Annotated in this window: 10 protein-coding genes; 4 read left to right on the forward strand and 6 right to left on the reverse strand. The window is 61.9% G+C overall.

All coding sequences use genetic code 11. From position 1 onward, the window contains the following. Positions 1-894, reverse strand: an 894-nt coding sequence (miaA, locus tag JYJ84_RS05230) for a tRNA (adenosine(37)-N6)-dimethylallyltransferase MiaA (protein WP_205189126.1), incomplete at its 3' end; no start/stop codon positions are given. Next, positions 891-2,873: a DNA mismatch repair endonuclease MutL gene (gene mutL, locus JYJ84_RS05235; RefSeq protein ID WP_175222349.1), complete on the reverse strand. Its 1,983-nt coding sequence runs from the start codon at positions 2,871-2,873 to the stop codon at positions 891-893. The genes mutL and miaA, both read right to left, overlap by 4 nt. 173 nt (positions 2,874-3,046) lie before the next feature. Between mutL and JYJ84_RS05240 the strand changes: the two genes are divergently transcribed. Continuing rightward, a complete protein-coding gene (locus tag JYJ84_RS05240) occupies positions 3,047-3,730 on the forward strand; it encodes a DedA family protein (RefSeq protein ID WP_043189505.1) in 684 nt (227 codons plus the stop codon). Positions 3,731-3,801: 71 nt separating this feature from the next. On the opposite strand, the gene JYJ84_RS05245 is transcribed toward JYJ84_RS05240, so the two are convergent. The 4 genes from JYJ84_RS05245 to JYJ84_RS05260 form a co-directional block, all read right to left on the reverse strand. After that, on the reverse strand, positions 3,802-4,614 hold the full coding sequence (locus JYJ84_RS05245; protein ID WP_122944548.1) for a mechanosensitive ion channel family protein: 813 nt from the start codon (positions 4,612-4,614) through the stop codon (positions 3,802-3,804). A gap of 198 nt (positions 4,615-4,812) precedes the next feature. Next, a complete protein-coding gene (locus JYJ84_RS05250) occupies positions 4,813-6,240 on the reverse strand; it encodes a mannose-1-phosphate guanylyltransferase/mannose-6-phosphate isomerase (protein ID WP_175222348.1) in 1,428 nt (475 codons plus the stop codon). Between the two features lie 463 nt (positions 6,241-6,703). Next, positions 6,704-8,632: a capsular biosynthesis protein gene (locus tag JYJ84_RS05255; RefSeq protein ID WP_175222347.1), complete on the reverse strand. Its 1,929-nt coding sequence runs from the start codon at positions 8,630-8,632 to the stop codon at positions 6,704-6,706. After that, positions 8,629-9,780 (reverse strand): glycosyltransferase family 1 protein, encoded by a 1,152-nt coding sequence (locus tag JYJ84_RS05260; protein WP_175222346.1) that lies wholly within the window; start codon positions 9,778-9,780, stop codon positions 8,629-8,631. Before JYJ84_RS05260 ends, JYJ84_RS05255 begins: the two co-directional genes overlap by 4 nt. Before the next feature lie 154 nt (positions 9,781-9,934). Here JYJ84_RS05260 and JYJ84_RS05265 point away from each other — a divergent pair, with 154 nt between their 5' ends. The 3 genes from JYJ84_RS05265 (at position 9,935) to JYJ84_RS05275 (ending at position 13,071) form a co-directional block, all read left to right on the forward strand. Beyond that, entirely contained in the window at positions 9,935-11,107 is a 1,173-nt protein-coding gene (locus JYJ84_RS05265) for a polysaccharide biosynthesis/export family protein (protein WP_175222345.1), read from the forward strand. Between the two features lie 73 nt (positions 11,108-11,180). After that, positions 11,181-12,287: a hypothetical protein gene (locus JYJ84_RS05270; protein WP_174956996.1), complete on the forward strand. Its 1,107-nt coding sequence runs from the start codon at positions 11,181-11,183 to the stop codon at positions 12,285-12,287. Beyond that, on the forward strand, positions 12,277-13,071 hold the full coding sequence (locus JYJ84_RS05275; protein WP_175222344.1) for an ABC transporter permease: 795 nt from the start codon (positions 12,277-12,279) through the stop codon (positions 13,069-13,071). Before JYJ84_RS05270 ends, JYJ84_RS05275 begins: the two co-directional genes overlap by 11 nt. Positions 13,072-13,077 lie beyond the last annotated feature (6 nt).

Raw genomic sequence — 13,077 nt, forward strand, 5'->3', positions numbered from 1 at the left:
GACGATCCGCTCCGGCATCGCGCGCAGCCAGGTGATCTGGCGCTTGCAGAGCTGGCGCGTCGCGAAGATGCCCTTGTCGCGCATCGTCCGGTAGTCGGTGTCGCCGTCGAGGAATTCCCACGCCTGCCGGTAGCCGACGCAGCGCATCGACGGCAGGTCGGGATGGAGATCTTCGCGGCGGCGCAGCCGCTCGACTTCGTCGATGAAGCCCGCGTCGAGCATCGCGTCGAAGCGCTGCGCGATCCGTGCGTGCAGTACCGCGCGATCCGACGGTTCGAGCGCGACCGGCACGAAGCGGTAGGCAGCAGCCGCATCGTCGGTGCGCCGCGGCGCGGCGAGCAGCACCGACATCGGCTGCCCACTCAGCATGAACACTTCGAGCGCCCGCTGGATCCGTTGCGAATCGTTCGGCGCGAGCCGCGCGGCCGTATCGGGATCGACTTGCGCGAGCCGCGCGTGCAGTGCAGGCCAGCCATCGCGCGCGGCTTCGGCATCGAGTGTCGCGCGCACGTCCGGATCGGCGCCCGGCAGGTCGTTGAGCCCCTGCGTCAGCGCCTTGTAGTACAGCATCGTGCCGCCCGCGAGCAGCGGCGTGCGGCCGCGCGCGGCGATCTCGCCGATCAGGCGCAGCGTGTCCGCGCGGAAACTCGCGGCCGAATACGCGTCGGCCGGATCGATGATGTCGATCAGGTGGTGCGGCACGCTCGCGCGCTCGTCGCGCGACGGCTTCGCAGTGCCGATATCCATGTCGCGGTAGACGAGCGCCGAATCGACGCTGACGATCTCGATCGGGCGGCGCGCGGCGAGCGCCAGCGCCGCGGCCGTCTTGCCCGATGCGGTGGGGCCGAGCAGGCAGGCGATCGTCGTCGGGCTGGAGTGCGGTGCCGCGCTCATTGGCCGCGCATGAAGAGGCGGTCGAGATCGTTCAGCGTGAGCTGATACCACGTCGGTCGGCCGTGATTGCACTGGTCCGCGCGTTCGGTCGCCTCCATCTGCCGCAGCAGCGCGTTCATCTCGTCGAGCGTCAGGCGCCGGTTCGCACGCACCGCGTGGTGGCAGGCGAGTGTGCCGAGCAGTTCGTGCTGACGCTCGGTGAGCACACGCGAGCCGCCGAACGCGTGCAGGTCGGCGAGCACCGCGCGCGCGAGCGACTGCAGGTCGGCATCCTTCAGCAGCGCCGGGACCGCGCGGATCGCGAGCGTCGTCGGCGACAGCACCGCCAGGTCGAAGCCGAGCGATTCGAGCGTGTCGCGTTCTTCCTCGACCGTGCCGATCTCGATCGGCGTGGCCGTCATCGAGATCGGCAGCAGCAGCGCCTGCACGGCGACCGAGCGGTCGGCAAGCGCGTTCTTGAACTGTTCGTACAGGATCCGCTCGTGTGCCGCGTGCATGTCGACGATCACGAGGCCGTGCGCGTTCTGCGCGAGCACGTAAATGCCGTGGATCTGGCCGAGCGCGAAGCCGAGCGGCTGCTCGTCGTGCGCGGTGGCGGCGATCGGCGATGCGGTGAAGCCCGGCAGCGGTGCGAGCGGCGCGTCGGTCGCATCACGGGCGACGGTCGTCGTGCCGTCCGGTGTACCCGCGCCCGTGTCCTTGCGGCCGAACAGCGCGTCATAGAGCGCGAGCGGCTGCGCGACGGGCAGCGTGCCCTGGGTCATCCGTGCCTGGCGCATCCAGGTGTTGCCGGTCGATGAGGACGACGGCGACGAGAAGCCGCTGCCGCCGGTCGCGTGGCCCTGGCTCTGCCCGAGCGGCGTGTCGAGGAACGACGACGGCCCGCGCGGTGCCGGTTCGAGATGCGCGGCATGGCCGCCCGCCGTGGTTTCCGGCGACGCGCCCGCGTGGCGCGCAAGCGCGCGCTGGACGGCATGGAACACATACTGGTGGATCGAGCGCGAATCGCGGAAGCGCACCTCGATCTTCGACGGGTGCACGTTCACGTCGACAGCTTCGGGCGGCAGGTCGAGGAACAGCACGTACGACGGGTAGCGGTCGCCGTGCAGCACGTCCTCGTAGGCCGCGCGCACCGCGTGCGTCAGCAGCTTGTCGCGCACGAAGCGGCCGTTGACGAAGAAATACTGCTGGTCGGCGCGCCCGCGGCTTGCGGTCGGCAGGCCGGCGCAGCCGTAGACCGCGAGCGGGCCGGCCTGCTCGTCGAGCGGCAGGTGCGCGGTTGCGAAGCTGTCGCCGAGGATCTTCGCGACGCGCTGCGCGGGCTCGGTCGCATTCCAGTGCTCGACCGCCTTGCCGTTGTGCAGCACCGAGATCGCGACGTCCGGCCGCGCGAGCGCCGCGCGGCGGATCATTTCCAGGCAGTGGCCGAACTCGGTCTGCTCGCTCTTCAGGAACTTGCGCCGCGCGGGCGTGTTGAAGTACAGCTCGCGGACCTCGATCGTCGTGCCGGTCGCGCCGGCGGCGGGCGACAGCACGCCCGTCTGCGCATCGATCTTCATCGCATGCGCGGCATCGGCCGTCCGGCTCGTGATCGACATCTCGGCGACCGATGCGATCGACGCGAGCGCTTCGCCGCGGAACCCGAGCGTGGCGACCGCCTCGAGCTCCTCGAGCGAGCGGATCTTGCTGGTGGCATGGCGCATCAGCGCGAGCGCGAGCTCGTCCGGCGGAATCCCGCAGCCGTCGTCGGTGATCGAGATGCGCTTGACGCCGCCTTCTTCGAGCACGATGCGCAGCGTCCTGGCGCCGGCGTCCATCGCGTTCTCGAGCAGCTCCTTGACGACCGACGCCGGGCGTTCGACGACCTCGCCGGCGGCGATCTGGCTGATCAGCTGGTCGGGCAGGGGCTGGATCGCGCGCAGCGGGCGCGGAGCGGGGGCGGGCGCGGCGCCCGCGGCCGTTTCGGTGATATCGGACATGGCCGAATTATAGCGAGGCGGCGAATGCTTGCCGGGGCGAGCGGCGGTTACGTTTTTTCACGGAGCCTTAAGGTAGTTTCGGTATCATGGGTTCGTTACACGCACCGCCTTGACCGGCGGGCGCGTCAGCCTTTTTCGGCCGTTCCGGCCCTTTCGCCATCGAGGAATCGCATTTGGATACGCTGCTTCATTTCGTCAACCTGGTCCTGCATATCGACGCCTTCCTCGGCGATTTCATCCGGCAGTACGGCGCATGGGTCTATCTCATGCTGTTCCTGATCGTGTTCTGCGAGACGGGGCTCGTCGTGTTCCCGTTCCTGCCCGGCGATTCGCTGCTGTTCATCGGTGGCGCGTTCGCGGCGACGGGTGAAATGAATGTCGGCGCGCTGATCGTGCTGCTGCTCGTCGCAGCGGTCACCGGCAACACCGTGAACTACCTGATCGGCCGCTGGGTTGGCCCGAAGGTGTTCAATACCCATATCCCGGTGCTCGAACGCTTCCTCGATCGCGCCGCGCTGCAGAAAACCCACTCGTTCTACGACAAGCACGGCGGCAAGACGATCGTGCTCGCGCGCTTCATCCCGGTCGTGCGAACGTTCGCGCCGTTCGTTGCGGGTGCGTCGTCGATGAGCGTCGCGCGCTTCCAGCTGTTCAACGTGATCGGTGCGCTGGTGTGGGTGCTGCTGCTTGTGCTGCTCGGCTACTTCTTCGGCAATATCCCGTTCATCCGCCAGTATCTGAACGTGATCGTGCTGGCCGGGATCGGTGCGGCGGTCGTGCCGGTCGCACTCGGCGCGGTCTGGAAGCTCGTGCGCGGGCGGCAGTCGGACAACGCGCAGAAGACGGGCGGGCGTTGAGCGGAGCGTCGTTTTCAGGGCAATAAAAAAGCGTGGCGGGTGCCACGCTTTTTTTTCGTCCGGTGCCGCCGTTACGCGTTGCGATGCGAGACCGGGGTTTCGGGCGTCGGGTATTGCGCGTCGCGGAACGTATCGAGGATCACGCGGTTGGTGTCGCAGTACACCTGCCAGTAGTTTTCCGGTTGCGTGGACGGGCGCACGAACAGCAGCGGGCCTTCCGGCGTGAACTGCAGCACGCCGACGTCCGGCGCCGGGGTGGTCAGCACGTTCGGGATCTGCTGGATCGACGTCTTCAGGCGGTTGATCGCGTCGACCGCATCGACGCCGTTCGCGATCTTCGCGGTCAGGTCGACACGACGGTACGACGTCGCGCTGTAGTTCGCGATGTTGTCCGAGAAGATCTTGTTGTTGCCGACGATCGTCACGATGTTGTCCGGCGTGATGATCGTCGTGCCGAACAGGCCGAGTTCCTTCACGGTGCCCGTGACGCCGCCGGCATTGATCACGTCGCCGATCTTGAACGGACGCAGCACCTGCATGAACACGCCTGCGGCGAAATGCGCGAGCAGGCCGCCCCAGGCGGTACCGATCGCGAGGCCGAGGCCGGCGAGCAGGGCGGCGAACGAGGTCGTCTGCACGCCGAAGATCTGCAGGATCGCGAGGATCAGCAGGATCGTCAGCAGCACGCCGACGACAGAGGTCAGGTAGTCGGTCAGTGTCGGGTCGACCTTGCCGCTGCGGCGCACGACCTTGCCGAGCAGGCGGGTACCGATGCGGATTGCCCAGCGGCCGACGAACCACAACACGATCGCGGCGAGAAGGTTGAGGCCGAAGTCGAGACCGCGGGTCATCAGGAATTGCTGGGCTGTGGCGAGATCGATCATGCGTTCTCCGAAGTCGAGGGTAGAAAGGGCGGCGCATGCACCGGATGGGTGGCGCTTTTATAACCTGACCTGTGACGGGCGGGCAACCTGCCTGACATTGCTTGACGTAATGGAAAACGGGCAGCAAGCGTGTGCTTGCTGCCCGTTATGGGTGCCGGTCGTGGCCTGTCGTGGCGCTTGACCCGGAAGGTGCGTTGCTTACGACGCTGCGCGGCCGTAGGTGTCTTCGAAACGGACGATGTCGTCCTCACCGAGATACGCACCCGACTGGACTTCGATCAGTTCGAGCGGGATCTTGCCCGGATTCGTCAGCCGGTGGGTCGCGCCGAGCGGGATGTAGGTCGACTGGTTCTCGGTCAGCATGAGTTCCTTGTCGCCGTTCGTGACCATCGCCGTGCCCTTCACGACAATCCAGTGCTCGGCACGATGGTGGTGCATCTGCAGGCTCAGCTGCGCGCCGGGGTTCACGATGATGCGCTTGACCTGGAATCGGTCGCCCTGGTCGATGCCCTCGTAGGAGCCCCACGGGCGGACGACGTGGCGATGCGTAACCGATTCGTGACGACCGGAGGCGTTCAGCCACTCGACGATTTTCTTGACGTCCTGAGCTTTGTCGCGATGCGCGACCAGCACGGCGTCGGCGGTTTCCACGATGACGATGTCGTCGAGGCCGATTGCGGCAACCATCCGGTGTTCCGCGCGGATGTACGAGTTCTTCACCGTGTCGGTGAAAATGTCGCCGATGAGCGCGTTGCCCTGCTCGTCGGAGTCTGCAATTTCCGCAAGCGCGCTCCACGAGCCGATATCGTTCCAGCCGAGGTCTGCCGCCGCGACGACTGCGGCGCGTTCGGTCTTTTCCATGACCGCATAGTCGATCGAGACGTTGGGGCAGGCTGCGAACACGTCCGCGTTCAGACGGACAAAGTCGTTGTCTCGCTTGGCGGATTCTAAAGCGAGTTCCGCCTGACGGGCGATCTCCGGTGCATGGCGATGCAATTCCTCCATGTACGTGGACGCCTTCAGCATGAACATGCCGCTGTTCCAGTAGTAATTGCCGTCGTTCAGGAAGCGCTCGGCCGTCGGCGTGTCGGGCTTTTCGACAAACGCGTCGACCTTGTAAACCTGCTTGCCGTCGGCGACGGCCGGACCGCGGCGGATATAGCCGAAGCCGGTGTGCGCTTCCGTCGGCGTGATGCCGAACGTGACGAGGCGCTGATCTGCTGCGATGGCCGCTGCCTCACCGGCTGCAGCGATGAATGCCGGCTCGTTGAGGATGACGTGGTCCGACGGCAGTACCAGCAGCAGCGCGTCGGGCGATTCGCGCATGGCGAGCAGCGCCGCGATCGCGATGGCGGGCGCGGTGTTGCGGCCGACCGGTTCGAGCACGATCGACGACGGCGTGATGTTGACCTGGCGAAGTTGTTCCGCGACCAGGAAGCGCTGCTCGTTGTTGGTGACGACGATGGGCGCCGCGGCACTGGGAATGTGCTGAAGGCGAATCGCCGTCTGCTGGACGAGCGTCTGGTCGCCCGTCAGCTTCAGGTATTGCTTCGGATAGCCGCCACGCGACATGGGCCACAGGCGGGTGCCACTGCCGCCACACAGAATTACCGGGTAAATGTTCATAGATAGATGTCAGGCAGTGCAAGATCGAACAATTGATTCGCATTCTGCCACGCCGGGCTGTGCGAACGCTTTGTGGGCATCGGATTTTTACGTAATTTTTCCTTCAAATCCTTCATTCTCGTGACCGCAGTGTGACGTTGAAGCAAATACACAAGCTTTCAAAGAAACAATATTTTCGATGTGCGGGCCGCTTGCATACATGCTGGTCGAGGTGATTTGTCATTTCGGCAAGGTGCCTGAATGCAATGGTGCCTTTGCAGTGGCTACGGACTTGCCTGGAAAACCCAAGCGGCATGTCCAGCCTTGAGTGGCCGACTCGTCCGCGGCATGCCAGTGTGCGGCCTGACGGTGTTGAGCCGGGATTTCTCGGTGATCGACCGAACCACCCAGGCAGTATTTTCCAGAAGGAACGAACATTGAATTTTTCAGTATCCGAGTCCCCCTCGGTTCAACGTTGATTGGTCTACTTGCCATGAACCGAGCGAAATGTCCGTTGTGGCGTCGTGTTCGGTTGCGTTCGCCATTCAAAACTTTTCCGACATTGCCACGCGAGGTACCACAGGCCGTTTCTGCTCCAGCGGATGGCTTTACGCAACAGCCGCAGGCGGTCGCCTTCTATTTTTTCCAGAGGCCGAGATGCTGTACGCGCAAGCTGTCGCACGATTGCCTCCGGCGTGGTGAACAGACGGAGCGACCAGTCCCAGTAAAGTGGATATCGGAGGAGCACCCCGGCCGTCAGCATGTCAAGCGTCAGCTCGCGGGCGCGCCACGGTTGCTCGAGCGCGTCGTGTGTCAACCCCCAGCCGGAATAGAAAGGAAGTCCATACGTATGGACGCGCTTTCCGCGAATCAGCGCCTCAAAGCCGGACAGCGACGAGAGCGTATGCACTTCGTCGGCGATCTCGATAAGGGAAATGAGGTCGGAGTCGCGATCTACGGCATTGGCGAGCGACGCCGCGTCGATCAGGCCGCGTCGATTGCCCGAGAGGACATCGGGATGCGGCTTGTAGACGATGAACGCGTCCGGGCAGCGCAGGCGTACTTCGTGCAGCAGATCCTCGGCAGTCGCGATGTGCTGCGTGCCAAGGCGGACAGCCGCGTCGTCGGCGACCTGGCCGGGCACCAGCACGATGCGCCGGTCGCGCGGGGCGCTCCACGTAGGGCGACGACGACCGAGGTTGTATTTGGTGACGCCCAGGTTGGCGATGTCGTGACGCAACTGGCGCGCGCGGGACAGTTCGGCGTCGGTGAAGTGCGCAGTGTTGAGGATGGCGGTCAGATCGCTCGGACGGGTCGCGTCGAAGTAGATGCCGCGCCGATCAATGATCTGGCTGCACGGCGCAATGTGATCGGAGCCGAGGCCTGTCGAGTGAAGAAAACCGTCTTCGAGCCGGATCATGGGCGTGTCTTTCGGCAGCCCGGTTGCGCTACGTCCGCCCCATAAAACCGCGTGTTCATCCTTGCGCGTCTGCTCCGGCCTGTCGATCCAGCGCAGGGAGGCGCCACCGGCTGTCAGGTATGGCGTGGCGTAGGGGCGCTTCCACCATTGGAATCGGATGCCGGCGAGGCGAGGGAAGTCGGCGAGGCGCAGTATCGCCGCACGATGAGCTTCGATCGTGGCGAGAAGCGCGTCGAGCGTGCCTGGATTGCGCGTGACCGGATCGACGTGGCGCGCGAGGCGCAGGAATACGGTGGCGAAGAGTGTGTCCAGCGACGCCTGCGTGTTTCTCACCGGTTGCGGGACATGGTCGTGCGTCAGGCCCCACCCCGCGTAGTACGGGGTTCCGAACACATGCAACGGAATGCCGTGAAGCAACGCCTGCAGGCCTTCCCCGGCGGAAACCGTGTAGACGTGATCGAAGTGTGCGATGGATGCGCAGAGGGACCCGCTTGCGTCGAGTTGCCGAAGCCGCTTTGCCGGCAGGGAAACATGCGAAGAGAGGTATTCGCCAGCGCGTCGGACGCCGCTACGGGCGAGCCAGATTTCCGAGTCGGGATGTTCGCGATGAACGGCGTCCACCATATCGGCGAACTGCCTGATTCGCCGGGATTTCGAGCGGCTTAAGCTGTCCGGCAGCGGCTCGTCGATCAGGAGCACTCGCGTGGTACGGGTGGGTTCGAGCAGATCGGGGTGAACGCGCGGCGCAAGATCGGGCGGATCGAATACGCACGCATCGCGGAAGCGCTCCATCAACGTGCGTACATCCTGGGGGGCGTGCGGTGTGCGGCGTTCGGCCAGAGCGGCGTCGATGCAGGCGATCCAGGCCTGCGCGGTTTGCTCGGCAAGCGGTGCGGCGAACCAGGACAACTCGGGGCCGGCTCGACGAGGCATGATGCCGTTCGACCAGAGATGCGGGCGCGAGCGGGTGGGGCCGAACGTTGCGACGTTCATTGGGAAAACGTTTCCAGAAAACGATCCACCTGCTCGAAATGCTGATGCCACGTCGGTGCCTGGAAGTGAGCGATACGAGCCAGCTGAGCTGTGCGCTCGGCACTGTCGCTTTGCGAATAGGCGCGAATCCGTGCAATCCAGCCCGGACCGTCGAGCGGGTCCAGATAATCCGGGGTGTCGCCCGCGATCTCGTGAAATACGCCGATATCGCTGGCCAATACCGGAACGCCCAACGTAAGCGCCTCGACAAGCGGCATGCCATAACCCTCGACGAACGAAGGGAAGACCAGCGCACGCGCGTGTTGCAACCAGGCGCGCAAACGTGTGTCGCTGCAACTCGATTCTTCGATGACGACACTTTTGATCGCATCGCAGCGCTCGAGCATGTCCACGACGTTCTCGCATTCCCAGCCGCGGCGCCCGATGACGACGAGCTTGGGTGCACGTTCACCGAGCGTTTCGACGAGCCGGCGCCAGACGTGCAGCATGAACCAGTGATTCTTGCGTGGTTCGATCGTACCGAGCATCACGAAGTACGGATCGTCGAGCGGAGGCGGCGCGTTGTCGCGGGAGGTAATGCCTGGTGCGAGCCGGGCCACGACGCTGGGCGGCAATGGAAGACCGGCGCGACTGGCCTCGGTTTCGAGTGCGCCCAGCGTGTCCTGGGAGTTCGCGATCAGGCCGTCGGCGTGACGTAGTGCAGTATGGATACGTTGGCGATGCGCCGAGTCGATGCCGGGGCGACAGTATTCCGCGTGAGTGAGCGGGATCAGGTCATGCACCATGAAGACCGACCGGATATTGCGCTGTCGCATTGCACGGTGGTAGCGGACGCGCTCCATGCCGCTGTGACTCGTATGCAACAGAACCGCATCGTCGAGTCGCTCGCGACGCGGCGCCAGGATGCCACGCATGACGAGCGTTCGAATCGTGGTGCGGGTCGGTGTCGGACCGAGCAGCAGATCGAAAGCGCGTTCAGAGTCTGCTCGCGAGAGCACTTTCGAATAGCCGAGTTCACTCAAAATCGCGCGGGCACGAGGTCGATAATGCTCGACATATGCGAGGCCGACGCGATCGACGCCAGTTGGCAACAAGCCGTCAGCAAGGCGCGACAGCAATCTGGATATATCTAGACAGATATTCAACACGGCGGAGTGTAATGTCTTTGTGAGCGACCTGATTGCAGGCCGGGCCGTTCGAATCCCGCCATTCTACGAATTCTGACTAAGAAACGCAAAATTAATCTACCTCGTGAGACAATCCGGGTCGCAATTTGAATGACGTGAACGGACCTCCAAAAATATGTCAAGTGTATATCGCAGTGCGTGGGCGACGCTTATTGCCGGTGGTGTGATAGGACTAAGCGCCTGTTCGAGTATCCCGACTTCGGGGCCGAGCCGCTCGCAGATCAGCGATGCCGGTGCGCAGAATAGTCCCCAGGGAATCCAGATCGTTGACTTGACGGAGGACGTCGCCCGCCGACTCTACGCTGACCGTAACAACGCGGATTTTGCGTCTGTATTGGGTGACGATACGTCATTTCAGCAGCAACTTGGCGTAGGTGACGTCGTGGAGGTGTCGATCTGGGAGGCGCCGCCGGCGACGCTGTTCGGGGGCAGCACGACTGACCTGGCCACCGGGAGTGTGCCAACCGGCGCGCGCGTGACCAAGTTGCCGGTTCAGGTCATCGATGGTGACGGGAACATCAACATCCCGTTCGTTGGAGCGGTTAAGGCGCGAGGTCGATCGCCGAGTGAATTGCAGGCTTATATCGCCGGCCGTCTGAAACCCATTGCGCACGACCCCCAGGTTCTGGTTCAACTGGCTCGCAACGAAACATCCTATGTCACGGTTGTGGGGGATGTGGTCAACAGTACCCGTATGCAGCTCAGCGCGCGGCGGGAGCGTGTGCTTGATGCGCTTGCATCTGCGGGCGGGGCCAAGCAGCCTGTCGACAAGGTGTTGATCCAGGTCACGCGCGGTCAGGCGGTGGCATCGGAGCCCCTGCAATCGATCATCCGCAATCCCCGTCAGAACGTGCATCTCCGCGCCGGGGATGTCGTGACTGCGCTCTACGAGCCTTACAGTCTCACGGCCTTTGGGGCAACCGGCAAGAATGCGGAAATCAACTTTGAGGGTCAGGGCATAACCCTGGCACAGGCAATGGCGCGGGCGGGCGGCTTGCAAGATTCTCGTGCCGACGTCCAGGGTGTATTCGTTTTCCGGCTGGAGGATCAGCGGGCGCTCAACTGGCCGACCGAGCCGGTTCGGACGACTGTTGACGGAAAGGTTCCTGTCATTTATCGCGTTAACTTGAAGGATCCGAATTCCTTCTTTGTGGCGCAAAGCTTCATGATGAACAACAAGGATCTTCTCTATGTCTCGAATGCACCGATCACGGAGCTTCAAAAGGTGCTGAACCTGGTGTTCTCTGTCGCGTATCCGATTGTGTCCGGCGTTCAGACGTTCAAGTAAGCAGGCGTGGTAGGTTGCCGGAAATTGGCTGAAAAGCGGAAAATATTTATCAAAGATCTATCGCGGACTGTTTATGAATTTTTTGCGGCGTATTAATCGGTTGTTTCTCTTTACGGTCGTGATCCCTACTGGAATTTCATTGGTATATTTCGGTATGATTGCCAGTGACGAATACACGTCCGTAAGCAGTTTTCTCATTCGCAGCCCGGCAACCTCCAATTCACCGACGTTGGGCGGGTTGCTGAAAGGTGTTGGAGGCTTCTCCCGATCGGCGGATGATTCGTATACCGTGCAGAATTACATCCTGTCTCGCGACGCGATGATGCTGTTGAACAAGGAGCAGAACATCAAGTCGGCGTTCCAGCACGGCCCGATCGATCTCTTCAATCGCTTCGCCGGGTTCAGCTGGAGCGATAGCCTCGAAGAGTTTTATCGCTACTACACGGAGAAAATTGTTGACGTACAGGTTGACGCAACCGCTTCAATCGTTACGCTCAACACTCACGCCTTCGATCCGAAACTCGCGTGGAATATTAATAAGCGCCTGTTGGATTTGAGCGAGCAAGTCGTCAATCAAATGAATGAGCGCGCCCGCCTCGACCTGATCAGCTCGGCTCAACGGGATGTCGACATTGCCAAGGAAAATGATCGTGTCGCGGCGCTGGCGCTGGCGAAATATCGAAATTCGGCCGGAGTGATCGATCCGGAACGTCAGTCTTCGATTCCGTTGCAGCAAGTCGGCAAGTTGCAAGATCAATTGATCACGACGCGTGTACAAATTGCCGAAATGGAGCGGTTGTCGCCTGCAAACCCTGGGCTTCCCAATTTGCGAGAACGGGCGATTTTGCTGCAAAAAGCGATCGATCAGGTTAGTCAGCATGTCGCCAGTGAGTCTGGAAATTCGCTCGCGAGCAAGGCTGCGGAATTTCAACGACTGACATTGGAGAAAGAGTTTGCTGATAAAATTCTCGCCAGTGCCATCAGTTCGTTGGAGCAGGCTAGAACTGAAGCCGAGAGAAAGCAACTCTATCTGGAGCGAATTGCGGCCCCCAGTCTGCCTGACTACGCGATGTCCCCGCGCCGCGGCCGCAATATTCTTGCGACCTTCTTGCTTGGGTTGGTGTTTTGGGGCGTGTTGACCATCGTGATTGGTGGGGTGAAAGAGCATTATGACCGCTAATTCCCGTTCGCCTGTATTTCTGACCCAATTACGCATTCAGTGCCGGGTAATTTGGGCTCTGGTTATGCGTGAAATGATCACTCGTTTCGGGCGGGAAGGGATCGGTGTATTGTGGATGATGGCCGAGCCGGCGATGTTTGTCGTCGGCGTCATGTTGATTTTTAGTCACACCGAGAAGATGACGGGGTACTCGGTTGCCGAGTATCTTGCGGTTAGCTATCCGACCATATTGTTCTGGCGAAATACGGCGGCCCGCTTGTTGAAGGCAATTGAATACAATCGGGCGCTGCTGCATCACAATCCCATCCGGCCGATGGATATTCTCTATGCGCGCATCATTCTGGAGTTTGCGGGCGCGACTGCATCATTTCTCGTTTTGTATGCGGTGCTGGTCGTAATAGGGATTTGCCATCTTCCGGCAGACTTGCTGGCGATGCTTGTCGGGTATTTTCTCGTAATGTGGTTTTCATTTTGCTTTGTGATAACCATGGCTGCGTTGTCGGAGCTGAGTGAAAGTGTCGAAAGAGTGTCCCACGTAATCTTGTATTTGATGTTGCCGTTTACCGGGGTTTTCGTGCCGACATATCTTCTGCCGCCTCATATCGGCGAGATGATGATTTACTTCCCGCTGGTTGATGCGGTTGAATATTTCCATCACGGATATTACGGGGCGCGGATGCCTACGATGTATAACCTCGAATATACGTGTTTTGTGTTGTCACTTTTCACGCTATTCGCTTTGTCGATAGCTCATGTTGCCATCCGGCGCGTGCAGTTGCACTAGGAGTGC

Origin of the sequence: Burkholderia sp. LMG 13014, from assembly GCF_905232215.1 — a bacterium.
Lineage (GTDB): Bacteria > Pseudomonadota > Gammaproteobacteria > Burkholderiales > Burkholderiaceae > Burkholderia.